19 protein-coding genes are annotated in these 25680 nt (G+C 43.6%); 8 read left to right on the plus strand and 11 right to left on the minus strand.

The window, feature by feature from the left end; translation table 11 throughout:
- Window positions 1-54: 54 nt before the first annotated feature.
- Window positions 55-660 (plus strand): uracil-DNA glycosylase family protein, encoded by a 606-nt coding sequence (locus tag HPS57_RS05640; protein WP_172181046.1) that lies wholly within the window; start codon window positions 55-57, stop codon window positions 658-660.
- A gap of 585 nt (window positions 661-1245) precedes the next feature.
- Here HPS57_RS05640 and HPS57_RS05645 read toward each other — a convergent pair.
- The 7 genes from HPS57_RS05645 to HPS57_RS05675 all read right to left on the minus strand — a co-directional run bounded on the left by HPS57_RS05645 (window position 1246) and on the right by HPS57_RS05675 (window position 11733).
- Window positions 1246-2661 (minus strand): RNA-binding domain-containing protein, encoded by a 1416-nt coding sequence (locus HPS57_RS05645; RefSeq protein ID WP_253946483.1) that lies wholly within the window; start codon window positions 2659-2661, stop codon window positions 1246-1248.
- 239 nt (window positions 2662-2900) lie between these two features.
- The gene (locus HPS57_RS05650) at window positions 2901-5150 is read right to left on the minus strand and encodes a restriction endonuclease (protein WP_172181050.1); all 2250 of its coding nucleotides are present in this window, start codon (window positions 5148-5150) and stop codon (window positions 2901-2903) included.
- Window position 5151: 1 nt separating this feature from the next.
- Window positions 5152-6714, minus strand: coding sequence for an McrB family protein (locus tag HPS57_RS05655; RefSeq protein WP_172181052.1), 1563 nt, complete (start codon window positions 6712-6714; stop codon window positions 5152-5154).
- Window positions 6715-6992: 278 nt separating this feature from the next.
- The gene (locus tag HPS57_RS05660; RefSeq protein ID WP_172181054.1) at window positions 6993-8975 is read right to left on the minus strand and encodes a KAP family P-loop NTPase fold protein; all 1983 of its coding nucleotides are present in this window, start codon (window positions 8973-8975) and stop codon (window positions 6993-6995) included.
- A 672-nt stretch (window positions 8976-9647) separates the two neighbouring features.
- A complete protein-coding gene (locus HPS57_RS05665; protein WP_172181056.1) occupies window positions 9648-9866 on the minus strand; it encodes a hypothetical protein in 219 nt (72 codons plus the stop codon).
- A 142-nt stretch (window positions 9867-10008) separates the two neighbouring features.
- Window positions 10009-10224 (minus strand): DUF3791 domain-containing protein, encoded by a 216-nt coding sequence (locus HPS57_RS05670; protein WP_172181058.1) that lies wholly within the window; start codon window positions 10222-10224, stop codon window positions 10009-10011.
- Between the two features lie 648 nt (window positions 10225-10872).
- Window positions 10873-11733, minus strand: coding sequence for a hypothetical protein (locus HPS57_RS05675; protein WP_172181060.1), 861 nt, complete (start codon window positions 11731-11733; stop codon window positions 10873-10875).
- Between the two features lie 395 nt (window positions 11734-12128).
- Between HPS57_RS05675 and HPS57_RS05680 the strand changes: the two genes are divergently transcribed.
- Window positions 12129-13166, plus strand: a complete 1038-nt coding sequence (locus tag HPS57_RS05680; protein WP_172181062.1) for a PDDEXK nuclease domain-containing protein — start codon at window positions 12129-12131, stop codon at window positions 13164-13166.
- 510 nt (window positions 13167-13676) lie between these two features.
- Here HPS57_RS05680 and HPS57_RS05685 read toward each other — a convergent pair.
- Entirely contained in the window at window positions 13677-15374 is a 1698-nt protein-coding gene (locus HPS57_RS05685) for an AMP-binding protein (RefSeq protein ID WP_253946475.1), read from the minus strand.
- A 486-nt stretch (window positions 15375-15860) separates the two neighbouring features.
- Here HPS57_RS05685 and HPS57_RS05690 point away from each other — a divergent pair, with 486 nt between their 5' ends.
- Window positions 15861-16277, plus strand: coding sequence for a transglycosylase SLT domain-containing protein (locus HPS57_RS05690; protein ID WP_172181064.1), 417 nt, complete (start codon window positions 15861-15863; stop codon window positions 16275-16277).
- Between the two features lie 196 nt (window positions 16278-16473).
- Here HPS57_RS05690 and HPS57_RS05695 read toward each other — a convergent pair whose 3' ends face one another.
- Window positions 16474-17439: a hypothetical protein gene (locus HPS57_RS05695; protein ID WP_172181066.1), complete on the minus strand. Its 966-nt coding sequence runs from the start codon at window positions 17437-17439 to the stop codon at window positions 16474-16476.
- An 861-nt stretch (window positions 17440-18300) separates the two neighbouring features.
- On the opposite strand from HPS57_RS05695, the gene HPS57_RS05700 reads away from it, so the two are divergent.
- On the plus strand, window positions 18301-18864 hold the full coding sequence (locus tag HPS57_RS05700) for a LemA family protein (RefSeq protein ID WP_172181068.1): 564 nt from the start codon (window positions 18301-18303) through the stop codon (window positions 18862-18864).
- Between the two features lie 25 nt (window positions 18865-18889).
- On the plus strand, window positions 18890-19897 hold the full coding sequence (locus tag HPS57_RS05705; protein WP_135938858.1) for a M48 family metallopeptidase: 1008 nt from the start codon (window positions 18890-18892) through the stop codon (window positions 19895-19897).
- A 685-nt stretch (window positions 19898-20582) separates the two neighbouring features.
- Here the strand turns inward: HPS57_RS05705 and HPS57_RS05710 are convergent.
- Window positions 20583-21050, minus strand: a complete 468-nt coding sequence (locus HPS57_RS05710) for a MaoC family dehydratase (RefSeq protein ID WP_172181070.1) — start codon at window positions 21048-21050, stop codon at window positions 20583-20585.
- A gap of 209 nt (window positions 21051-21259) precedes the next feature.
- Here HPS57_RS05710 and ligA point away from each other — a divergent pair, with 209 nt between their 5' ends.
- From ligA to HPS57_RS05725, 3 genes are read left to right on the plus strand one after another with little or no spacing between them, the layout of a single operon-like run.
- Complete coding sequence (gene ligA, locus HPS57_RS05715; RefSeq protein ID WP_172181072.1) at window positions 21260-23395, plus strand: NAD-dependent DNA ligase LigA; 2136 nt, start codon at window positions 21260-21262, stop codon at window positions 23393-23395.
- A gap of 42 nt (window positions 23396-23437) precedes the next feature.
- Window positions 23438-23983 (plus strand): metallophosphoesterase family protein, encoded by a 546-nt coding sequence (locus HPS57_RS05720; protein WP_172181074.1) that lies wholly within the window; start codon window positions 23438-23440, stop codon window positions 23981-23983.
- 13 nt (window positions 23984-23996) lie between these two features.
- Window positions 23997-24458 (plus strand): DKNYY domain-containing protein, encoded by a 462-nt coding sequence (locus HPS57_RS05725; RefSeq protein WP_501981537.1) that lies wholly within the window; start codon window positions 23997-23999, stop codon window positions 24456-24458.
- Between the two features lie 38 nt (window positions 24459-24496).
- Here the strand turns inward: HPS57_RS05725 and HPS57_RS05730 are convergent, their stop codons facing one another.
- Window positions 24497-25660, minus strand: coding sequence for a BT3233 family polysaccharide utilization protein (locus HPS57_RS05730; protein WP_172181078.1), 1164 nt, complete (start codon window positions 25658-25660; stop codon window positions 24497-24499).
- Window positions 25661-25680: the final 20 nt, after the last annotated feature.

Here is a 25680-nt window from a genome sequence, read left to right on the forward strand (position 1 = left end):
TCAAACAAGTATAATCTCTGTTACTCTTATTTGCCCAACGGTTTACATTTGCTTATGACAATCGAAGAACATCCTTTGCGCCCGTTCCTTCCGTCAGGAGGAAAAATACTGTTCCTCGGAAGTTTCCCGCCGCCGAAAGCACGGTGGTCGATGGATTTCTTTTACCCAAACTGGATAAATGACTTCTGGCGTCTCATGGGCTTGATTCACTATGGCGACAAGACTCATTTTGAGGTGAAAGGGGAGAAACGCTTCGACAAAGAACGGATAGTAGAGTTTGCGGAACGCAACGGACTGGCATTCTACGACACAGCGGTGAAAGTGTGCCGCCACAAGGACAATGCCAGTGACAATTTCCTTGAGATACTCGAACCTACGGACATCTCCGCCTTGCTCTCCGCCATGCCATGCTGCCACACAGTTGCCACGACAGGAGGGAAAGCGAGTGAAGAGTTGCAGATGCAGCTCTCCGCAGTTGGCAATGCCGGCACTCCCTCCTCACAGCCTGCCGCTCTTGTCCCCATGCCGCCGATAGGAGGCAGTGTGGAACTGGAGTTTGCCGGCCGTAAGTTGCGGTGGTGGCGTATGCCGTCATCATCACGCGCCTATCCTCTCAAATTGGAAAAGAAGGCGGAATACTACCGCCGCCTGTTTGAGTAGCGCGAAGCGTTTCCGGCTGAGGACGCTATAAGATAAATAAAGTGAGTTCGACGAATTTGCAGTATATTATAAAAAGCAAAACGCTATCAAAGCACCGTGAAACGGTGGCTCTTCGTTCTGCCGGATGATTGCTCACATTAATATAAATAAGGTATGGTAAATATGTCAAAGACCACTTGTAATCTTTCCCCCCCCCCTATTATCAAGGTTTCGATTACGGATGCAAAGCCAGTGCCAACCGAATGCAATAAAGTTTACTTTAATTGCTGAGGTGCCGCCTGGCTTATACGACTGCAAAGGTACAACATTTCACAAGCGATTCCAAATTTTATAGGGGTATCAATGGGGGTATATACAAATTGCTACAAAACATCTGAAAAATAAAGTTGTACTTTACGCCTCATGAAGTACAACTTTACAAGTGCAAAAGCACAACTTTTTAAAAACATGGAGCGCAATGGATTTCAAGCCATTGCGCTCCTGTTTGAACTTATAGGAACATCTGTCATGTGGATAGTAACGATGCAAGCATTTGCGAGTAACTGACAAAGTGTTTGCAATGGGCAATTAACTATCTTTGTTCTATCATACCAATTTTTCTTTAAGTTTATCGCACAACACCCAACCACCGGTTTTCTTTGACCCTTCACGCTTGATAAGTTCCATTTGCTGTAAGATATTTGTGTATTCTGTAATCGTGCGACGAGATGTTTTTGTACACTCAACCAATTCTTTGCTTGTTATGGCAGGGCGTGACGCTATCAATACTGTCATCTCTTGAAGGGATTTTATTTTGCCGTCTGAAAGTGTGTTGCACGCTCCCAACAGTTTATGTGCAGCTTCCAATATTCTCTTTGCATTATCAGGCGAAAGTTGCGCATTATCAGGCGAAAGTTGCGCATTATTTTGGTCTCTCCAAATAGTAGCCACAAATTTATCCCGCTCTACATCATTGTTCAGTTCTATGCGTGAGCCGGATTTCATGGTGCGCGTGATGCCTGTTCCCAATCCTCTGTATGGCATTGTTTTGCCACAGAATTGCGACAATTGGGGATTGCGTATCTTGGCATTGCCTAGCATGATCTTTTCTACAGTCAGGTCGGCAGGTAAGCATCCGGGGCTTTCTATCTCAATACGATTGTCAAAGATAAACAGTTTTACGACATCATCACCAATCATTTCTCTGTGAACCAAGGCATTTTGGATAAGCTCTTCAAGCGCAATGCGTGATACTTCCAATTTTCCTGTAGAGTTGAAAGACTGCCCCTCCTGCAAATGACGAAGGTTTCCTTCACAGAAGCGAATAGCCTGTTCATACATCTCAGGTATGGTCCCTTCTATGTCAACACTGTCCCTATATTCTGTCCCGGATTTATCATTACCGACAAAACAAACAGCCTTTATCTTAAACTGTGGGCATTTCCATGTAGGCATAACGCCAAAGAAGAGCAAGCCGGCTAAGGTCGCTTGGCCTTTTTCATCAAGCAGACACAGATTCTCGTACAAGGTGGTAATGGGTATATCAAAATCTTCTTTCGTTTTGCCAAATTGTTTTAAGAAGAACTTGTCAATTAATGATTCGCTCAGATTCTTAACGGATGTGCCAGGCACACCAATCCTATCCGGATGGTATTGGCCAGACTCGTAAAACATTCGTAGTATCTCATGATTGTCACTTACCTGCCTCTTGTCGGCACCTTGTTTTACATAGATAAGCCCATTCTTTTTGGATTTATAGGGCTTGTTGATGCCTGGAGGAATGTCAACAACCAGCACGGTCTTACCTTCTATTTCTTCCGGATGTGACATAATATAGAGAGGGGGAACCACATTGTTCTCTGCCATATTGCCAGCTTTAGATGAAATTTCCTGTACTTCATCGTATGTCAGTCCCTTTATGCAACCTGTTTTGTCTTCCACACCAAATACGATACTACCGCCTCTGCTGTTGGCAAAAGCTATTATCTCTTTGGTTATCTTATCGTTATCGCTCCACTGCAGTTTGAACTACAGTATAGAAGATTCGCCTTGCGCGATACGTTTTTTCAAATCTTCTTTTGTCATAATTAATAGTCCGAATTAAAATGTGTGATTTGACTGACACTGGTTTAATCATGTAATACAGATGCCTACTTTTATCTGTTTTTTTGAATCAAAATTCTCTTGTTGGAGGAACATCGTATGTAGTATATGCAAATATTCTCAGTATAGGTTTTTCACTATTTCGTTCTAATGTTGTATTATCGTTTATATTCAAGAAGTTCATTGCCTTTCACATAGATAGGAGCACCTTCTATGAATTGTTCCTTAGTGTCTATGCGTCTCGTGGAAATCAACTTGTTTATATCATAATGGCCTATTTTCACTTCTTCCTCAAGACTGAAAATCAAATAATCTCCTTTTGGTTCGCGCGGATAAAATGATGTCTTCATATCCTCTTCCGACATAACAGGATAACCATTTATGCGGAATACATGGTATTTGTTTTCAAATTCATGTCCTTCTTCATACAGAATAGCGAATTTAGGTCTCATTTTATGTATCTTGCCAACCTGCTGGGCACCTTCACGATTTTTCGCCAAACGGACATTGTATCTCAATGTCTTATCTTTGTTGTTGCCTTTAATCCAGTCAAGATGTGCCTTGTCATGGTACATTCCCACAACAAAAAACTCATCTTGGTAGCGTTCAACATGGTACTCTGTGAGCCACTCCTCATTGGTATGCTCTGCTTCATAAGCCTTGCCCGCCTCAATGGCATTGACGAGTTTTGGTTCCGGGTCTATACCAATCTTTATCTCTTCCACATAGAAATGTTTTCTCAGTTCTACAAGAAGTTCTTCGTTCTCAGCTTTATACTTGTCGCCATTATCAAGTGCAAGAGAGAAATAATCAGGGTTTTGATATGGTTTGTACATCTTGCCGAGGACACTTTGGAAATTCTTCTCGATATACTCTTTGGCATCTACACCGGGATGTGCCGTCATGGCATAGAAAGAGAAACTTGCCTCCAGCATCTTTTGTATCTCCTCACGGAACATCTTCCTGACTTTGTCTTTCCACAGCCTCTTTGCACTGTCATTATCTTGTGCATACAGCGACACGACATATAGGAAATTCACATCATAATGATAAATAAGCAATGTATCGCGATCAAAAAGACGGTTCTCAAAATGCCTTTGCACAAACGACTGCTTTTCCTTGTCAACATTATAGATACGGTCTGCATACGACAACCCTTCATCCATCCTTGCACTGATGAAAAAGTTCGGGACGATGTTATACCCTTCAGTCACATCATCTCTGTACTTCTGAGTCCGGTTGCGCCATTTCTCGTTTTTCTCGTCAGGATTAAGGAAGATGTCCATATTCCACTGTATGACATTCCGTGCATACGTATACTGCTTATATACAGACTCATCAGAAATGTCATTCTTCAAATGATAGTACTTGCTGTCACCGATATAGTATATTGATTTGTCGTCCGTCCCTACTGTCGTCAAACCTTTATAGCTATACAAATGGTCGACACGCTTGCCGTCATTTTGGTCTTTCAGTCCGTCCGGAAGCTCAGCTTTCTTGTCTCCGACAAGTTCGTCAATGATAGACTCAAACACAATGTTGAAGTTCTTGGCAATCAAATACTCCTGCAACTCACTTGCAACGGAAATGTTTCTCGCCTTGTCAAAGAATGCAAAACACAACTCCCACAAATAAAGTGCTTTATCCGAGAAATACTTGTATTTAATCTGCCGCAACCTTACTTGGCCATAACCATTCAGGTAGTGCTCGAACTTAGCACCGGTAATCAGTTCAAAACCTACATTTATCGTTACAGGGAAACCATATTTCTCATTAATATGCTTCAATATGGAAAAGAAGATGATGAGTAACTCCTCGTCAAAGTTGATCTGCCGTTTCTTGTTGACAGGATTAAGATAAACAGGTCTGTTGTTCTGCACTATAGCCTGGCAACGTGCAATGGTGCGTGTCCAGTTTATCTTGTTTAAGCCTGAATGAAGGTTCTTCAGGATGGTCATGAAGAAATTCCGGTTCTTCTTGTTGAAGTCTATCAACGCCAGCAACACTTCAAGATAAGTGTTGGTAAGGTGCTTTTGACGGCTTCCCACCTTAAGCATCTGCTTATGGTATACTATATCATTCTCAGGATTGTACTTGTTGAAGACAAATAGCGCACGGTAAATCCACACAGCGAACTCATAAAGGAATCTGCGCTCATCGTCAGCCAACCCCTCCGCTTCCTCAACATGGATTATCGTTGAAGGGTCAAGGTGCGAGAAAGCCATGCCATGCTTGTCAACAATCACTTTCGGCAAAATGAATACACAGTCATGAATATGCGGGTTATACAAATAACCTACATAATTCACGACTACCTCATGATGGACATTCTCCAAGAAATCAAGCCCCGTAAGAACGCCCTTCACATCATCAGCCTTGTAATGATAACCTTCAATCAGTATGCGCATGTCATGCTTTTTTTATACGTATATTCCAATCCTGCAAATTAACCTTATCAATAAAGTCTTTTATGTTTCCACTGCCTATTTGTGTTGACACATAAATAGATTCTCCGTTATTTAAGGTTATTACCTTTGCACGTTTGTTTGGGTCTATAGAGGTTGATGTCCTTTCTTCAAAATCAGTCTGTGTTTCTACAAGGTGTGGGATTGTCATAATGTTGAGAGACATCCATGCGTCTTTTATTGCACTTGCATCCTTCTCTGGATTTTGGGAGCAATAATAGGCTATAGTTTCTCGGACAAGTGCGCCCTTGCCGTATTCTGCTGCTCCGTCGTTGATTCTGTATTTAGAGTAATCTCTATCCTTTTTTGACAATCCGGCTAACTCGTCAGTGTCGTCTTCCTCTTCTGTGTCACCTGCATCTGTTGTCAATGGTTTGGGTTGGATTTCATTGTAGTCCATGAACGCCTTAACTTGCTCCTCACGCCCATCACCGAAGAATGTGGTGAAAGATACCTTTTTACTGCCGTCAGCCGTTTTTATTCTGAAAATACTGTCATTGCTGTCCACATAATCCTTGTAGACATCATTCCACAGGTAGAACAACACCTTTGAAACAAACTGCTTGCAGTCAATCTCTGTGCCTCCGTTAGCCGGCTTGGCAAACCAATAGCCTAACTTCTTGTCCTCAGAACAGGTGATACCCTCAATCTTCTTATTAATAGTGCTGATGAACTCCCACCAGTCGTACTTTGTATTGTCAATATTGATTACAAACTCCTTATCCCCTTTCTCTATTGGCATATACTCCCAATCCCAACGACGCTTGAAAGCGGAGTCAATCGGGAACAGCGACTGGTCACTGGTGTTCATCGTTGCCCAAATGTACAGATTCTCAGGCAATCGCATCTCATTGCCTGTCCTTATATTTTCGTCAATATTCGTGCAATCATCCAATTCCTTTGCTATATGACGCCTCATATCATCGTCAGGGGCAATAGCATAACGTGACCTGCCCCTATCGTCCCTGTCAAGCAATTGGAACAAATCACCAAATATCTGTGCGCAATTGCCACGGTTTATTTCCTCAATGACAAGATAATACGAACTGTCATCTCCTGCATCCATGCGCTTCCAAGCCTCCACATAAGCCTTTAAGAATGCTTGTGGGACAAAAGAATAAGTTATCTGTTCCTCTTCCCTAATAGAACCGCTTGCCTCATAGACAGTAACAGTCTTGACTGTTGGCTTGTAAGCACCGACAAATGTTGAGTAATCACTATCGGGGTGGAAAGTTGTTCGTATCCTATTACTATTATTTGTGTCCTTTTCTATACGGTTTGACTTGCCTGTACCAGGTGCGCCGTAGAAGATTATTTGGCGAGAGTATAAACTATTACCAGTTGGAGTCATAGCAAGTTTATGGTCTTTCATCATTTTTGCCATTATCAGCAGTGTGGATGAATAACCATATTCAAATTTATCAACATCAGATTTACCGCATAGTATTTCTCTTGCTTGATTGGCGTTGATTTCAGGATTCTCGCTAATCAACTTGAAAAATTCCAATAAAAGTTGCTTGGATATTGTTCTAAGCCCAACAGCTCCCTTGCTTTCAGACCTTACAAGAAAGCATAGCCTATCTTCGTCAATAATTTTTACTTGACCATTTGATGAAGTGTCTCCTATTTTCAAACCAAAAAAATCCATTGTGTCAGGTTTATGTGATATGCTATTATTTGTGTTCTTTTCTCCATCGAGTATGACTATAAAGCCATTTGCAAAGTTACTAATATTTGCTTAATTTGCCAAAAAAAATTGTAATAATAAACGCACTTATTTCCCTGCTACTTTTTTAAGTATACGAAATCATATGTAATTGGTGTCTTACCATTGCTTTCCCATTTTTCGATGAAGGCTAGAAATTCTTCTATAATAGGACTTGATGGCAGTCCCCTTAAATCAGACTTCATTTTATCTATATTATTTCCCCACATATTCAAAATCGTATCAGATAGTTTCCATCGATATGGCTCTTCTAAATGACTATTAGTCCACACTTGTCCAGGTAGCATCTCGTCAGGTCTATCCAAGCAAATGTCTTTCATTAGCATTAATGCATTTTTATCATATTCTGCTTGCCCCTTGCCGTCTTTTTTCATTGTATACCTAAAAAAATCGTAGACGTCATCAATGTCTGCTCTTTCTTCGATTGCGAATTGGAGCATTTTTATTTTCAGTTCTTGTTTTTCTTTCTCTGTGAAAAGTTCCTCCCATCTGTACTTAACGTACATTCTATGATTGTCAATGGCACTTAAAATCATTTTCACGAAATGAGAAGCCCCATTTTTAGTCATCAACTCCATTATTAATATTTTTCTTGGAGCAATGTCAGCATTTGTATATTCTAAGAACTCATATACAACATCTGGTTTGATGAAGAAGCCTTTCATCTTAGAACCAGCATAAAATATCACTTCCAACAAATTTGTTGCTATTGTACTATCTTCAGTATGATACTGCTCTATTTTATATCTGAGTGCTGTGGATTTATTTTCAAGATTATTGTCCACATAAGATTTCATATCGCTTAGAGACGATTTGCAGAATGCGGAAAAATCTTTGTCGGCAATATCATCACTTTGTATAGAAGTATAAAAATAGCGATCGAAACAGAATGGATTATTTATTGCTCTATCTTCAGCACCATACATCCTCGCCTTAAATAATCTGCTCAGGATGGATTCAAGATACTCCTTTTCTTTTTCCTTGCCTATATTGTCAAATTCTTTTGCAGGAGAATTCTTCCAAAAATCTTTTTTGCTTCCACAATGTATCTTACGTTCAATATCATCTTTATGTTCGTATGCTTTTTCATTGAACAACACCAACATTCCGTTTTCTTCTATAAGATATGTCTTGTGCTCATTTCTAATTGACATATATACTGCATGATAATAAATCTTCAGAAGAGTGAGATCGGCATAATCTTCAATCTTCACGTCATCCTTTATTAGTGCATAATCAATTCTTATGGTATTTATCCATCTCTTCAATTCACGAATATTTGTTATCAATGTTCCTATTGGAGATGTATTTCCCCAAAAATGTTCTGTTTGGGTGCAATATTTTATGAAATTATTGTAATCCGTATTACTTAAGAAAACTGCATATTCTTTAGCCAACTCCACAAGAATATTTGTATTGTAGGAAGGCAAATAATATTCAGTATTGAAGAACTTTTTTATGTAGTTTTCGTTCATAGCATTTGAGACAGTCTGCAATGCAGTAATTACATATTCTTTGTCAAATGTTACTACAAAGATAAGGTTTGGGAAATTTGCACTACCACGCATTAGTTTGAATACCTCCAAGATTTCCCTTCCCTCCAATCTGTCAATATCATCAATAAACACTACGATTTTTTTACCATATCCAGCCAACGCATTACAAATGTCATTATATGATACAGCATGGACATGACTTGGTACTATTGTGTCAAGAAATTTGTTTGTGTCATTTCCCAACATAAAAGCTGCATAGTTTTTTAGCAAGTGATATAAATCCTTATCGGAATTAACGAATTTGCCAGCAAGAATTTTAAAGAAATGTTCAGCTGGACTAATGTTGCAAGGTAAATTCCAAGGACTATAATCAATTGTTTCTATATTCTTACTAAAATTGGACTGTAAATTCTCTTTCATTAAATTGATGAAAGAGGTTTTTCCATATCCCCAAGGTGCTACGATTCCAAATGTTTGAGCAAAATGAGTTGTATCAGAATTACATATTTCTCCACTTACTTCTCTTACAAAAACACTACGTTCCAATGAGTCTTGGGACATTGACAGTATAGGCGTGTCATTTTGCAATTTGCACAACTCATTCTGACATTTTTTTTGCTTATAATAAAAATTGATTATACTTTCTAACAAAAATAAGCCAGTATAAACTCCAAATAAATCAGCATAAGCGATGCCATTCGCAATGTATGCAAAATCATCTTTGTTTGTTATTCGATAATAGCCATACACAAATACAAATGCAATAAGGAAAAAAATACTTTCCTTGTCATATATGTAATTCTTCCAACGTTTTATGAGTAGTATCGTAGGATAAACCAATATTATGCCTAACATTACTACTGTTGCCCAACTATAATCGAAAGTCAGCCAAGGTGTTACCCATTTGTTCCATTGCACAATGAAACATTCCTGACTACATGCGAAAACAATAACAAATATAGTTGATAAGAACCATTGCCATGGTAAATATCGAAAGATAGAATTCATGAATTGCGAGTTTTAAGTTAAAAAAATATCAAGTTCTTCCGCTTTTCGAGTTGGTCGTATATAGTCTAATTTATTGCTGTATAGTAAAAAATAGCAAGAATAAAGCTCTTGTATATTACTATCTTATGAGCTTCTTCTTCAGAATGGTTTTATCGTGGTAAAATCTATTAGTGTCTGCAAATATACAAAGTCTATACATAAAAAAATGTATTACAATTCCCTTTGCAATTCTTCATATAAATCCACCGGTCCCAGATGCCAATATTTTGTGCTTTCGGTTGATAGTTTCTTATAGAGTTTTGAATGATAGATACGGTTTATGGCATCCTTTAGACTGATGCCTTTATCTTCCATGAGCCATTCGGCAAGCCAGCTTATTTTTATTGGCAGAATCAGATACAAATTATCTTGTGTTATTTGAGCGTTCATAATTTCACTTCGATTGATTCAACGAATTTAATGGCAGTTAATGACCTTTCTGTATGGAACAGATATTGATCCACAAGGGAACGATTGGGTTGGCGTATCTCCGGGTTTTCGACAACCTCTATGCTGCCATGATATATTTTGCTCATTTCTTTCTTTGTTTAATCATTTCGTCAATTTCTTCAATCAGCCAATTATGACCTTGGGTGTGGAGAACATCATAAAAAGCACAGAAATGTTCTGTAATTCCATATTGCTCAAAAAGCTCCACCACATCATCCGTTGCCATATTTTTAGCCTTTGCGTATTGTTCTATGCAGAACGAGATGAAGAGGGCTATGTTTTTGTCTTTTTTGTCCATCGTTATGAGTTGAAGCAATTCAGTGCATCTGATTTGTTTTCTTACATAAACTAAGCTTCACCTCAGCAATAAGAGCAAGTTCTTGCTGCATTCGGTTTGCATTAGTTTTGCAAATATACAAACTTTACTTCGTATATGAAAAGTTATTCTTAGAAAAAATGTGAAATAGTAATGTGTTTTTTATTAAGTTAGTCCACAAAATTAATTTGCATTATCTGTGCTGTTATTTTTGAGGGAAAATAGTGGGTTGAAGAGGGAGTGTAGCGGGCTACATGACCGATGAGACCTATGGTTTTCACCAAAAAGAACAAGCAGAGAAGGCGAAAGACAAATCCATACATAACGATTGAAAAGAATGTCGTTTAATTTTGTGGACTGACTTAGTTTCATGATTTGAGAACCGTACTGTAATCACTTGATTTCCCAATCCTATTGATTGGCATTCTGAAAGGTAACACTTTGTGTGGTGAAAGATAACGGTTTGCGGGGTAAAAGGTAACGATTCGCCACACAAATCGTTACCTTTTGTTGAGGTGTGAGTATGGGCTTGATTTTGAGGCGGTTATGTGTGGGTTGCGTGTGAATGGGAATTGCTGCGTTTAAGAAGGCGAGGGACACAGTAGTGATACGGTTTGGGATAGGTGGGGCTTATAAGATGATTTCCGCAATATAGTTGCGCTTCTTGCCGTCTTTGCCACGTTTGAGGAAGAGGATGATATGGATTTCCTGATTTTCTGTGAGTTGTGCGCTGCCGGCGAGGGATAGGTTTGCGTATCCTTCTTTGGTTATCTCGCCTTCAGGGGTAGGGGAGATGGGGGAGAGGAGTTCATAGGCAAAGTATTCTTTTTCGAGGTTGATGTATTTGACTCTTGCTTTCATTATGCCGAAGGCACGCCGGCCGTTGTGGTGGTTCTCAGGCGATAGGGCGACGGCGGTCTTGAAATTGCCTTTTTCCGGTATGACGGGAGCGAAGCGGACATAGCTGCCTACGGTCGGAGGGGTAGGCGGGTCGATGGCCACAAAGTGGCGCGAGAGAGGGTCGAAGATGTGGTAATGCTTGTGCTTCGCGTCGTAGCGGTCGACATATCCTATTGTTTTCTGCGACGTGTCGATATGTCTCTGTCGGTATTCCCTGACCGCTCTTTCAGTCCTTTCCCTGAGTGAGGCCACTGTCCTGCCGTTGGGGAGTGTGCGCCATAGCATGTCCTCCGGTCGGAGGTTTGCCGGGAAGCCCCACATTTTGAGGAATGCCGGCAGGTTGAAGCTGTCGTGCACGGCGGCCATTTTGAGTGCTGTGCCTAACACGCACGAATGGAGCAGCGAGGGATGTGCGAGTGGTATTTTCATGTATGATGCCAGCAGTGTGCGTGCTTCCTCGGAGCTCATCTCCTTATGGTAGGCGTTGAGGTATCGATAGATGCTCCATGCCGTGTCTGCCGGGTGCTGTACCGATGTGGACATGGACGCTAAAAGTTCGTCCCAGGTGGGTATCTTGCTTTCGTTTTTCATGTTAGGATATTTAGGTTTTAGTGGGGATTGTTTGTTCCTTGGTCACACTATCTGTCTGACGGTTACAGGTTTTTGTGATGATTATGCTTATGCAATGGCAGACATTTGTATTGCAACGCCACGATGGGGGAATCTGATATTGCCAGCAAAGTTACAAATAAAAAGTGAGAAAGACACCGCTTGCTATGGATTTTTTCCAACAAATTCTGTAATTTTTTTGTGGCAATTCCGCTCGTTTTTCATAAATAATCACTATCTTTGCAAGAAGATAAGCTGCGCCTCGGCAATCAGAGCAAGCTCTATTGCGCTCGGCTTGCATTATCTTTGCATAAAAATCACGTTAGGTGCAAATCGAAAGAGTATGTGATTCTGTAACTGAAACCATCCATAGCATAATGAATATAACGAAAGAGAACCCAACGGGTGAACAGGAGTATCAGCAAATACTGCAACAGGCTGTTGCAGTTTTGGATAAAGCAAGAGCGAACATTGCAAAGAGTATTGCCGGCAATGTGAGCAATGCTCATTGGGAAATGGGCATGCTTTTGTATGAGCGCAAATTGTATGCGAAGCATGGTGACAGTGTTGTCAGGAGATTGTCGGCTGACCTGAAGAAGAGGTTTCCGACAATGGGACTGTCGCCACGTAATTTGTGGGATATGAAGCGGTTCTTTGTGCGTTTTAATGAGGCAGACCCAAAAGTGCGACAGGCTGTCGCACTTTTGCCTTGGTGGAACACATTGTACCTTATGTCAAAGTTTGGTGATGATGACAATGCCATACTTTATTATGCAACAGAAAACATCAACAAAGGGTGGAACAGGGAGCTGCTGACTAATGCGGTGAATTTGGAAATGCACAAAAGTGCTGCATCACTGCATCGCAATGATAACAACTTCAAAGCAGTTCTCCCTGCCGGACAGGCTGAATATGCAAATGAGATTGTGAGAAGCACATACAATCTGGGATTCCTTGGAGTAACAACCCCTGTACTTGAGCAGGAACTGGAAAGCAGGATTGTCAACAGGATAAAGCAATTTCTTTTGGAGATGGGAAAGGGTTTTGCATTCATTGGAAGCCAATATGAGATAGAATACAAAGGGCGTGTGGGTAGAATAGACTTGCTTCTGTATCACAGGCATTTGCGCTGTCTCGTGGCAATAGAGTTGAAAGCGGGGGCATATCGTCCGGAATATGCTGGGAAAATGAATTACTATCTCTCAATCCTTGACCGTACAGAAAGGGCGGAAGGCGAGAATCCGTCTATTGGCATTGTTCTGTGTGCGGAGAAAAATCATGTGGATGTAGAGTTGTCTTTGGACGGATTGGATAAGCCTATAGGAGTGTCGGACTATAAACTTTTCATTCCTAAGGATGAACTAAAAAGCATTGTTCAAAGTGAGATTGAAAGTTATTCAAAGGATAATGGATAGGAAAAGTGTGTGACATGAAAGGCAAGAGATTGTTTGCCGGCAGCTTTATTTTAACGTGAGTTCGACGAATTTGCAACTATCCGGCAGAATGAAGAAAAACGCTATCAAAGCACGTGAAACGGTGCTTTTTATAGCATTTCGCTTTTTATCAGATACAGCAAATTCGTAGAACTCACGTTATTTTATGCAATATAGGAATTTATTGCTGTCCGGTAAACATATACAACACATAATCCTTCATCTGTTTCAGTTGTGACAAGCCCCTATCCTCGCATACAGCAACAGGATTTAGCTGTAAAGTGTGGCTCCGCCACATTTTATGAGAAACATTTCCTATGAAAATGTGATTTCACAACAACTTGTGGAGTTTTACCGGACAGTAATAATAGGAATTTTTGAAAATTAATTTAGTACAAGCATCACTTGAATATAAAGTAAGTTGGATAGTTACTTATGCAAACAATCAGGGCGCATTCCACAAGGAACGCGCCCTGATTGTGTTATCAGGAATCAGTTGTAGAGATACCTCTTGATTGATTTCTTGGGAGTCTTCTTGAATTCTGTCTCCATCAGTTCTATGGCTGAGAGCTTTTGGTAAGCAGGCTGTGTGGCGTTGAGCGTCTCGCGGTTCTGCTCCATTATGCCTTTCAGTGCTTCGTGGTCAAGGCCTTGCTTCTTTGCCTCGTCGTAGTCAGGGTAGACCAGTCCCACGAGTTTCTCGCCTCGTTGCACCACAAGGCATTCGCTGACCATGGAGAGGCTTGACAGGGCGTCCTCAATCTCCTCCGGATAGATGTTCTGGCCGTTGGCTCCGAGCAGCATGTTCTTGGAGCGTCCTTTGATGAATATCTGTCCTTCGGCGTTCATGACGCCAAGGTCGCCTGTGTGATACCAGCCGTCGATGAGCACCTCTTTTGTCGCTTCCTCATTCTTGTAGTAGCCAAGCATGGTGTTGCATCCACGTGTGAGAATCTCGCCCGGAACGTTCTGAGGGTCGGTGGAGTCAATCATCACCTCCATGTGGTATGCCGCACGTCCGCATGAGCCTATCGCACGGTCTTGCCAGTCATCGTATGATATGATTGGCGCGCACTCTGTTGCACCGTAGCCTACGGTGACAGGGAAACCGATGTCAGAGAGGAATTTCTCCACTTCCTGATTGAGCGCCGCTCCACCCACAATGATTTCGTAGAGATTTCCGCCGAAAGCCTCGTAGACCTGCTCACGTATGCGCGCTTTGAGCTTTGTCCCCACGACAGGGGTCTTGAGGAGAGCCTTGACATGTGGGGCGGAAACCTTCGGGAGAACCTTCTTCTTGATGATTTTCTCGATGATGAGCGGCACGGCGATGATTATGCACGGCTTGATGTCGGCGAAAGCCTGAGCCACGATGGCAGGTGAGGGGACACGTGTCAGGTAATGGATATGGCATCCCGCCACGAACTCGTAGATGAACTCAAACGCCATGCCGTACATGTGCGCCATTGGCAGTATGGAGATTGTCTTATAGCCCGGGCTGACATATTTGCCAAGCGCATTGTGGGCAAAGTCAAGGTTTCCCCACAGTGCGCGGTAAGGAATCATGACACCCTTTGAGAACCCTGTCGTTCCGGATGTGTAGTTTATCATTGCAAGGTCCTCGGAGTCAGCCTCGCGGAAATAGGACACATGCTCTTTGCGGAAATATTTCGGGAATTTCTTTCCGAACAGTTCGTTAAGGTGCTCACGTGCATAAGTCAGTTTCTCCGTGCGTGACTCTATGAGCGAGAAGTCTGTGATGTTGATGATTCCTGCCAATGCCGGCATGTCTGCCGGTGTGATGCTCTTTGCCACAACGTCTCCGACAAAGAGGAGTTTTGCGTCAGAGTGGTTGACGATGTTGTGGACTTGCTCCGGTGTGAACTCATGAAGGATTGGCACAACTACTGCGCCGTAGGTCATTGTGGCAAGGAATGCCACTGCCCAATGGCTCATGTTCCTGCCGCAGATAGCCACTTTGTCGCCCGGGACAACACCGCAGCTCTCGAACAGGATGTGCATCTTTTCTATCTTGCGCGCCACATCCTTGTATTGCAGTGTGGCACCCTGGTAGTCTGTGAGTGCATTGAGGTCCCAATGGTCGATGATGGACTTCTCTATATATGCGTTGAAGCTTGGAATCTCAGCCGGGATGCTGAGTCTTTCCATTGTTGTCTTGTCTAATTTCATAACTATATGTTTTCTGCACAAAAGGCATGTTCAGTGTGCAAAATTAGCTCTTTTTCTGCATATTAGCAAGAAAAATCAATGTAAAATTGTATAATGATGCAAAATAACGTTGATTATTGCTCATTGTATTTGTTTTGTGCAGCAGAAAATTTGATGTATAACAAAAAAACAGCTGTAAAACATTAGAAATCAGCGTTGAAGTTTTCCCATGTTGGAATAATGTACTACCTTTGCCGAATGAAAAGAGTGGGATGTCCGGGATTCTTCCGCCGGTCAGTGACTGAAAGAAGAGGATGTCCCTCAGTATTAATTGATGCTTAGAGCTGTTAACTTCCGTACTAAACACCTTATTCTATATTATAATAGAGCGGATGAGAATTCAAGGGTAAAAGTAATATAGTCAATATACGGATGCTCATATCCCAGAGTATAACGGTTCGCGGATGGACGTGATGTCGTTTCCAAAGCGTCAGAAACCGATAAATAATGAAATTCAATTTTGTAAAGAGTGTATTATTATCAGTAGTATTATTATTTACAACAGTGCCAACATCCGCCAATGAGGCATTTGACTGGGAGCCGGTCATGGATGCAATCATTCAGGTGGAGAGTGAAGGTAACCCAAAGGCGGTAAACGGCTTGTCTTGTGGCGCGATGCAGATTAATCCGATTTTGGTCAAGGACTGCAACAAGATTCTCAAGGCACGCAACTCCAAGAAGCGTTACACACTCAAAGACCGGTTCTCCGTGGAGAAGTCAAAGGAGATGTTCCTGCTCATACAGAGCCATTACAACAAGGACAACAACGTGGAGAAAGCCATCAGGGCATGGAACGGAGGAGTGAATTACCGTGTGAAGAGTACCAACAGGTACTACAAGAAAGTCCTCGCAGCAATGAAGTGACATGTGGGATTCTTCCGGCTTCCCTGATGCTTCGTGGAGGCAAGACAGAAAGCATTTGTTGACAGAAACTTGCATTCGGAGCCACAGAAAAGGTTCTTACTGCATAAAAAAGATACGCCAAGCTTGCAGCATCGTGCAAATTTGGCGTATCTTTTTTATGCTGTGGCAGACAGGAAAGTTTGAGTCGGAGTGGAACTTAGAAGTAATATTTCAGTCCTGCCATGACACTTATGCGCTGGATGCCGTAGGCCTCGTTCTTGTCCATGTAATAATCTGCCTCGTCAGGACGGCTGAACCTTGATGTGACTGCATTCACATTCAAACCGATGCCAAAGTGCTTGGAGATGCAGTAATCAACTCCCATGCGGCCCATTACGCCAAAGCCATTATGGATATAATCACCATTCTCACTGTATCGCGCATATCCAAGACCAAGTGAATATTCGAAACGCCACTTGTCAGAAGGTTTCTGCATAAAAACAAAACTTGGACCAATATAAGCCAATGTAATTTCATAATCCCCGCAATATGAGTCTCCCATATCATCAAAAGATGTCTGATAATATGCGAAATCTATGCCGAATCCCATGCCTTTCTTCCAGAAATGCTCATAGTTAACCATTCCCTCAATGCCCGATTTGCCTTTGTAAGTACGGTTAGGCGCATAAAGATTTGATGTGATCCACGAAGGTCCGAAATTCACCATAAGAACGTTTCCTGACATGTCAATGTTCGTTCGGGACTGCAACGCCTGTCTGTTGTACTCATCCACTCTTGCCTTTGTCTCTGCCACATGACCGGCGGCTGCGGTGGTGTCATCGGTCTTAAGGATTGTGCCCCATAGACGGTGGCAGGTGCTCCTCATGTCCGGATACCTGTGTTCTGTGAGTTTCAGGATGTTTCCGCCCACCTCTGCTGTTTTGCTCTTTGCGATGCCAAGCATCCTGTCCAGTCCGCAGTCTGTGGTAAACCCTCTGTCCTTCACTTGAATGGTGCCCAGTTCTTCCGCTTTGACGTTCACACTGTCATAGACTTCGTACACAACCACATCCTCGGCATTGGTTGCCGGATATGTCTTTGCGATGTCAGTGACAACTTTTGGTGAGCATGATGAAAGGAGCGCAATACCTATCATCACGGAGGCGCATTTTCTTATATTCATATTCTTTAGTATATAATTGTTGCAAAGGTAACGCAAACCGAATGCAATATAGCTTGCTCTGAATTGCTGATGTGCAGCTTGTCTTATGCAAAGATAATGCAAACCGAATGCAATAGAGCTTGCTCTGAATTGCTGAGGTGCAGCTTATCTTATGCAAAGGTACTAAAATTTTAATAAAATTGATAACAAAACAAAAAATATATTGCATCCTCCCACATATTTTTTATAGTCAAACAAAATTGATTTGCGAAAACACTCCTGCCTTATTGTCAACATCTCCATGCAAAGTGTGGCAGAGCCACAATCCTTATGGTAACCTCCGGCTTTAGCCGTGAGGACTGTAAAGCAACTCAAACGCTGTGTGGTGGAACCACACTCCTTTATGGCTAACCCACACAGACAGCACAAACCTCAACAATCCATTTTCATACGCTTGTGCGAAGATGAATCATAAAGGGTTGTGGCTCTGCCACACTTTGCACGGAAGCGATTATGGCAGAACATGGAAATTATATAAAAACGTAGTCATTGGGTAATTGGAAAACCATGAGCAATGCGCTTGCATATTTTCGCAAATCTATTCTGTCTTACTATATAAAGTGCGATATGAGTAGTCGAAGGTTCCGGAAGGATTATCAGACAGCCATGTAGGATACACTGCAACTTTGTATTGTAAACCAAACGCTTTATCCACAATTTCTTTTGAAAATATGTAATAAAGCATAAAAAAGCCATGCCAATTTGTCTGTTTCGGTAATTGGCGTTATTTTTGCATGTTAGATAGTGTGCGCACCTTCCTGCATGTCATATTTTAGTGTTGGGAGGGCAAAACAAACATGAACTAACAAAAAACAAGAAAATATGGTTACAACAATCGTTATTATCGCCGTCGTGGTACTGATAGTACTCTGGGTGATTTCTATCTACAACAACCTCGTGCGCTTGCGCAACAACCGTGAAAACGCTTTCGGCAACATCGATGTCCAGCTGAAACAGCGTTATGACCTCGTGCCACAGCTTGTGGCGACAGTCAAAGGCTATGCCAAGCATGAGAAGGAACTCCTTGAGGCTGTGACAGCAGCACGTTCGGCTTGCATGACAGCTGCAAGCATGAACGACAAGATCGCTGCGGACAATCTGCTCTCCAGCGCTCTCTCAGGTCTTAAGATTTCCGTTGAGGCTTATCCTGAGTTGAAAGCTAATCAGAACTTCCTGCAGCTGCAGACTGAGTTGTCTGACATCGAGAACAAGCTCGCTGCGACACGCCGCTTCTTCAACTCCACAACACGTGAGTTGAACAACGCTGTACAGACATTCCCGGGAAATATCCTTGCCGGCATGTTCGGATTCCAGAAAGAGCCGATGTTTGAGGTGGCACCGGCAGAGCGCGCGGCAGTAGAAAAGGCTCCTGAGATAAACTTTTAAGTAGAACCGCCGTACTGTAAAAGATATGAAATATGTCGGGATGCATACCCAGCAGTCAAGGAACAACATGATGAGTATAATCCTTCTCATTATGTTTCCTGTCATCCTGCTTGGCATGGTGTGGGTGTTCCTTGCTCTGGTGAATTATTTTGGAGGCGGATATTACAATCAGTATGGTGAACTTGTGCACACTCTTGACGCTGATGCGGTCAATCATTATTTCCTCAGGACTCTCCCATGGGTAGTTGGTGGAGTGGGAATTTGGTTTGCAATAGCATATTTCGGCAACACCGCCATGATTCGCTCGGCTATGGGGGCACGTCCGTTGGAGCGCCGTGAGAACCCGCGTGTATATAACATTGTGGAGAATCTCACCATGGCTTGCGGTATGGAGATGCCGAAAGTCAATGTCATTGATGACCCTCAGCTTAATGCTTTCGCGTCAGGGATAGACAGCAAGTCCTATACTGTCACGGTGACGACAGGCCTTCTTGACCTGCTTGACGACGATGAGCTTGCCGGAGTGATAGGTCATGAGCTGACCCATATCCGCAACCACGACACTCGTCTGCTTGTCATCAGCATTGTCTTTGTGGGCATCATCTCCACAGTAATGGGCATGGTCTACAACATGTTCTACCACATGCTGTGGTTCGGTGGTGGCAGTCGCAGCAGCCGTGATGACGAGAAAGGCAACGGACTGTCGATGATGGCAGTTATGCTGATTGGTCTTTTCTGCTGTGCGATAGCCTATTTGTTCACTATGATGACACGCTTTGCCATTTCCAGAAAGCGTGAGTACATGGCCGACGCAGGTGGTGCGGAGCTTTGCGGTAATCCGCTTGCCCTTGCTTCTGCCCTGAGGAAAATCTCGGGTGACCCGGGATTGGGAGAGACCGGGCGTGACGATGTGGCACAGATGTTCATCATCCGTCCTGAGATGGCTTTGTCAGGTTTCAGCTCATTCATGGGCAATCTCTTCTCAACTCACCCTGACACTGCGAAAAGGATAAAGATTCTTGAACAATTCTGATAAGACTGTTTATTAGGTAGATACAATAATACGGCTTCTATGTAATATAATCATAATGTATTACATAGAAGCCGTATTTTTTATAGTCAAACAAAATTGATTTGCGAAAACACTCATGCCTTATTGTCAACATCTCCATGCAAAGTGTGGCGGAGCCACAACCCTTACGGTAACCTCCGGCTTTAGCCGTGAGGATTGAAAAACGACTCAAACGCTGTGTGGTGGAACCACACTCCTTTATGCAGAACACACAGATGGCACTAACCTCAACAATCCACTTTCATACGCTTGTGAGAAGGTGAATCATAAAGGAGTGTGGCGCTGCCACACGTTATGTATGACTATTCACTGCCCGCAGGGCTGAAGCCTGCGGTTATCATGAGGGCTGTGGCTCCGCCACAATTATTAGCGAACCTATCATATAATATCATATAATAGGTTTGTTTGAGAACAAAATGCTTATTATCAGAATGTTAGGTTTGTTAGCCAATACGCTGGTATTTTTTTGAAATCAGGAAGATAATGAGTGGTAAAATGAAAGGTAACACTTTGTATAGTAAAAGGTAACACTTGACCATGCAAAGTGTTACCTTTTGTTATGTCAAGTGTTACCTTTCGCTACACCAATAATATTCCGATGTATTTTATGGCGTTATGTAGCACAAATTCTTTGCTGCAGAAGCCTTTACTTGTTGAAGTAGTAGAGGAACGTTGCGATACCCTCAAGAGCAGGTTTGCGCTGGTCCTGGATTTCGATAGTGAACTTGATTTCTGCCTTGCAGACACCGCGGAGGTTCTGGATGTTGTGCAGGACGGTCTTCATACGGATGGAGCTTCCTGTGATGACAGGCATTCCGAACTTCATCTTGTCGAGACCATAGTTCACGAGCTGTGCCACATTGTTCACCTCGATTGTGTCGTACCACAGTTTCGGGAGCAGTGACATTGTCAGATAACCATGTGCGATGGTTGACTTGAAAGGGCTCTCTGTCTTTGCGCGCTCCACGTCGACATGAATCCACTGATAGTCAAGTGTCGCATCTGCGAACAGGTTTATACGCTCCTGATCGATTTGAAACCAGTCTGTTGTACCTATCTCTTTGCCGAGATATTCTGCAAACTCATCGTATGAGTTGATAATAACTTTTGCCATTATATTATTGTTTTGTTTGTTTTTGCCTTACTTCACCTTTTTGTGCCAATGACATGAACCGATGCTTCCTGTCACATCTGCAAGTAAGTTTTCAATATGCAAAGATAACAATTTTTTCATTCTTATTGCATATATTGTTGTAAAAAAAGCGAAAAATTAGTATAAAGCATTGTATTATTACGGAAAATATCCGTAACTTTGCCATTACTATGACAGAAACAGAACGCATATTACAACTACGCCGTGAGCTTCATGAGCACAATCACCGTTACTATGTGCTCAACCAGCCGACTATCTCTGACCAGGATTTTGACTTCCTTCTCCGTGAATTGCAGGACTTGGAGGCAAAGCATCCTGAATTGTTTGATGCCAATTCTCCTACGCAGAGGGTTGGCAATGACATCAATCAGCAGTTTCAGCAGGTGGAACATCGTTATCCGATGCTCTCTCTTGCCAACACGTACAGCCGAGAGGAGGTGCAGGCATGGTATGAGCAGGTGAGCAAAGGGCTTGAAGGACAGGAGTTTGAGGTTTGCTGTGAGATGAAATATGACGGTCTGTCAATATCACTGACTTACGAGAATGGCAGGCTTGTGCGTGCCGTCACGCGCGGTGACGGTGTGCGTGGTGATGATGTGACGCAGAATGTCCGTACAATCAGGTGCATACCGTTGCAGCTTCCAGAGGAGCTTTCGGCAGCAAATATGCCGGGCGGTTATCCCGAAAACTTTGAGATTCGTGGTGAAATCCTGCTTCCGTGGGAGTCGTTCCGCAGGCTTAACGCAGAGCGTGAGGAGGCCGGAGAGAGGCTGTTTGCCAACCCTCGAAACGCTGCTTCGGGGACTTTGAAGTCGCAAAACTCGCGTGTTGTGGCAGAGCGTGGCCTTGATGCGTACCTTTATTATCTGCTTGGCGAGGAGCTTCCTTCCGACGGTCATTATGAGAACCTTATGCAGTGCGCACGCTGGGGATTCAAGATGTCGGAAGGAATGAGGAAATGCAAGACGCTGCAGGAGGTGATGGACTGCATAGCCTATTGGGATGAGGAGCGCAAAAACCTGCCTGTCGCCACTGACGGCGTAGTGCTGAAAGTCAATTCCCTGCGTCAGCAGCAGCATTTGGGCTATACTGCCAAAAGTCCGCGCTGGGCGATTGCTTACAAGTTCAAGGCGGAACGTGTCAGCACACCGTTGCTGGAAGTGACCTATCAGGTGGGGCGCACCGGTGCGATAACTCCTGTTGCCAACATGGCTCCGGTGTGGCTGGCGGGAACGACTGTTAAGCGTGCGACGCTGAACAATGAGGATTTTATCCGCTCTTTTGATTTGCATATCGGTGATTATGTGTATGTCGAGAAAGGCGGTGAGATTATTCCGAAGATTGTCGGTGTGGAAACATCACGCCGCAATGCAGATGCAGTGCCGGTGAAGTTCGCCACCCATTGCCCTGAATGCGGCGCGGAGCTTGTGCGTTATGAGGGAGAGGCTGCCCATTATTGCCCCAATGATGCCGGTTGTCCCCCTCAGATAAAGGGGCGCATAGAGCATTTCATCGCGCGAAAGGCTATGAACATCATGACGCTTGGGCCTGAAACAGTCGACGATTATTACAATCGAGGCCTGATACATAACATTGCCGACCTCTATGAACTTACCCCTCAGCAGATTACATCAGGTAATGACAACCGCCTGGTGTCTGCGAAAAAGGTGGTGAAGAGTATCAGCGACAGCAAGGAAGTGCCGTTTGAGCGTGTCGTTTTCGCGCTTGGCATCCGCTTCGTTGGTGAGACAACGGCGCGCCTTCTTGCACGCCATTTCAAGGATATGGACACACTTGCTTCGGCTTCTCTTGAGGAACTGCTTGAAGTTGATGGAGTAGGCGAGGTGATAGCTGAGAGCGTGATAAGGTATTTCCATGACGAAAAGAACATTGAAATACTCCACCGTCTTCGTGAATACGGTTTGCAGATGAGGCTCTCCGAACAGGAAATGTCTGGCGGTTCTGACACTTTCGCCGGGCAGTCGGTGGTAATCAGCGGTGTTTTCACTCACCACAGCCGTGACGAGTATAAGGCTATGATCGAGCGGCATGGAGGAAAGAATGTCGGTTCCATATCTGGCAAGACATCATTTGTCCTTGCCGGTGAGAACATGGGCCCGTCAAAGTTGCAGAAAGCGGAACGCCTTGGCGTGAAGATTGTCAGTGAGGACGAGTTCCTTGCTATGGTTGCAGGGGACGTTTCCTCTTCGGAGACAGTGGAAAACACCGTTGATGAGAGCGGAAACCGGTCTCTGCCGGACAGCAATTCGGCAGGCATTCCGCAGCAACTGAGCTTTTTTGATTAATTTCAGGCTGCTGTCATAAGGATAAAAAACAATGTTTTTGCAATGAAAAGGATAGGCATAATCAGCGATACACATTCATGGTGGGATGACAAATACTTGCAGTACTTTGAGGAGTGCGACGAGATTTGGCATGCCGGGGACATCTGCGACATGAGCATAACCGACCGTCTTGCTGCACCATTTGGCACGGATAGCGAAGGAAACCCGAAGATCAGGACAGTCAGGGCTGTATGTGGCAACTGCGACGGTGGCATGCTTCGCCTTGCGTTTCCTGAGGTCTTGCGGTGGAAATGTGAGGGCGTGGATGTGCTGATGAAGCATATCGGCGGTTATCCGGGCAAGTATGACCGCTCCATTGCACAACAGATATACAGCAATCCGCCACAGCTTTTTATCTCAGGACACTCACATATACTGAAAGTTATGCCGGACAAAGCTCTCGGTCTGTTGCACATCAATCCCGGTGCGGCAGGCATACAAGGGTGGCATGTGGAAAGAACGCTGGTGCGTCTGACCATTGACGGTGACCGTATGAAGGATCTTGATGTCGTGACCTTGGGCGACAGGGGGGCTGAGCAAATGCTTTAAGCGGAATCTTGTTATACAAACTATAAAACCGAATCTTATGAAAAGTCTGATTATTACATTGGTTTGGGCAATGATGTTTGCAACAACGCCTTGCATGGCGCAGAACGATTGCGGTCGGCATGGTGAGAGAAAACATGAAAAACGACACCACCGCCCACATTATTATATAGGTGCAGATGCAGTGCTCTTTGGCGATAGGAAGGTGGAAGGTGCGTCGGTGACAAGTTTCAAGGTGCTGAATGACGGTTATGCCAAAGACAGTTGGAGTGTCTACTTTGATGGAACGAAGATAAAAGACGCATCATGCAACAGTTTCACCGTGCTTGGTCATGGTTATGCCAAAGACAGTTGGAACGTCTACTACTATGGCAAAAAGATAGAGGGTGCAAGCAGCGATTCGTTCAAATGTGACTCCCATGGTTATGCTCACGACTCATGGAACACCTATTTCCGTGGTCGCAAGGTTGAGAAATGACAGAATACATAAAACAAGTAGCAGTCCCAAACTGCTACTTATTTTATTTTTATTATCAACGGTGCTTGCAGTTCTTCGTAAAAATCAGTGAGATACTGCTCCCAATGCTGCATGCCTTTTATGCCGCCTTTGCTCCAACCGGCACCCCAATAGTATGTGTACGAGTGGCCGGGAGTGTACGATGTGTGGCTGATGATTTGTGAAACAGCGTCTCCTTGGGCAGGATTCAATGGAGTTACGGACACGGAGTCCGGACGGATAGGGCTTACTATGCCGATGAAAATCACACCGTTGCCGTTGTCCGGGTTGTCGGTAAGGTCGGCATAGGCGATGAATCGGTTGTCTTTGCCTATCGAGTAACCTCGCTTGTTCTGCTTGTGTATGACAATACCCGTAACGAGTTCATGGGCAGTTGACAGGTTTGAGTATGTCACTGTTGTCTTGTTCATCCACGAACCTTTGTCAAGACTGATGACACGGCTTTCCACAACGGTGTCCGTACCTATGACTTCCGGGCAGCAAGTGATGCGTGCCGTGGTGCGGAGTGGGCCGTTTTCGAGGATTTCGCACCTCTCATAGGCGCACGGATAGGCAATGCTGCCATTGTCCACAAGCGCATTCATGCCTGCTCCGAGTGTGCGCCCGACGGTGTAAGCGTCCATTCCCGAACCATGGTCTTTGTGGTAGCTTATGCCTTTTTGGCAATGGTCATGGTAGCGTTGCTCCAGTACAGGGTAGCCGACAGACTTCGTCCAGATGTCGTAACCGCTGACATTGCCGCCTCCGTTGCGGTATGCCGGGCCATAAAGACGGTAGCCGCCACGGTCGTTCTCCCATGTGAAATCGTCCTGAAAGTCATACCTTATCTGGCTCACACATACCGTGTCGAATGCTTGTGCAGTGCTTTTTCTCAGCTTGTAGTGCTTTGTCTCTCCTGCACGGATGTCTGTTTCTATCAGCAGTTTGTTGTCGTAAGTCAGTTGGTAGATCACTTTCCTGCCGTCATTGTCCAATAGTTCAAATCCCGATGCGAACTTCGCAGGCAGAGCGGATGCGTCCATCTCTGCCACACATGCATATCGGTGGTGGGATGACGGATTATGAACAGACAGTGTGCTGCCCGCAGAACAGCTTCCCAATGTCAGGATAGCGGCTGCGGACAGAACACTGAAAGGTATGTAATATCGTTTTCTTGAAACCATTCTTGATATTCAAACAGTAA

Origin of the sequence: Palleniella intestinalis, assembly GCF_013166595.1 — a bacterium.
Lineage (GTDB): Bacteria > Bacteroidota > Bacteroidia > Bacteroidales > Bacteroidaceae > Prevotella > Prevotella intestinalis.

Coding starts and splice junctions, on each gene's coding strand:
- HPS57_RS05640 (WP_172181046.1), top strand. CDS start 55: ATGACAATCGAAGAACATCCTTTGCGCCCGTTCCTTCCGTCAGGAGGA.
- HPS57_RS05730 (WP_172181078.1), bottom strand. CDS start 25,660: ATGGTTTCAAGAAAACGATATTACATACCTTTCAGTGTTCTGTCCGCA.
- HPS57_RS05705 (WP_135938858.1), top strand. CDS start 18,890: ATGAAATATGTCGGGATGCATACCCAGCAGTCAAGGAACAACATGATG.
- HPS57_RS05695 (WP_172181066.1), bottom strand. CDS start 17,439: ATGAATATAAGAAAATGCGCCTCCGTGATGATAGGTATTGCGCTCCTT.
- HPS57_RS05685 (WP_253946475.1), bottom strand. CDS start 15,374: ATGAAATTAGACAAGACAACAATGGAAAGACTCAGCATCCCGGCTGAG.
- HPS57_RS05670 (WP_172181058.1), bottom strand. CDS start 10,224: ATGGACAAAAAAGACAAAAACATAGCCCTCTTCATCTCGTTCTGCATA.
- HPS57_RS05650 (WP_172181050.1), bottom strand. CDS start 5,150: ATGCGCATACTGATTGAAGGTTATCATTACAAGGCTGATGATGTGAAG.
- ligA (WP_172181072.1), top strand. CDS start 21,260: ATGACAGAAACAGAACGCATATTACAACTACGCCGTGAGCTTCATGAG.
- HPS57_RS05720 (WP_172181074.1), top strand. CDS start 23,438: ATGAAAAGGATAGGCATAATCAGCGATACACATTCATGGTGGGATGAC.
- HPS57_RS05700 (WP_172181068.1), top strand. CDS start 18,301: ATGGTTACAACAATCGTTATTATCGCCGTCGTGGTACTGATAGTACTC.
- HPS57_RS05690 (WP_172181064.1), top strand. CDS start 15,861: ATGAAATTCAATTTTGTAAAGAGTGTATTATTATCAGTAGTATTATTA.
- HPS57_RS05665 (WP_172181056.1), bottom strand. CDS start 9,866: ATGAACGCTCAAATAACACAAGATAATTTGTATCTGATTCTGCCAATA.
- HPS57_RS05710 (WP_172181070.1), bottom strand. CDS start 21,050: ATGGCAAAAGTTATTATCAACTCATACGATGAGTTTGCAGAATATCTC.
- HPS57_RS05675 (WP_172181060.1), bottom strand. CDS start 11,733: ATGAAAAACGAAAGCAAGATACCCACCTGGGACGAACTTTTAGCGTCC.
- HPS57_RS05680 (WP_172181062.1), top strand. CDS start 12,129: ATGAATATAACGAAAGAGAACCCAACGGGTGAACAGGAGTATCAGCAA.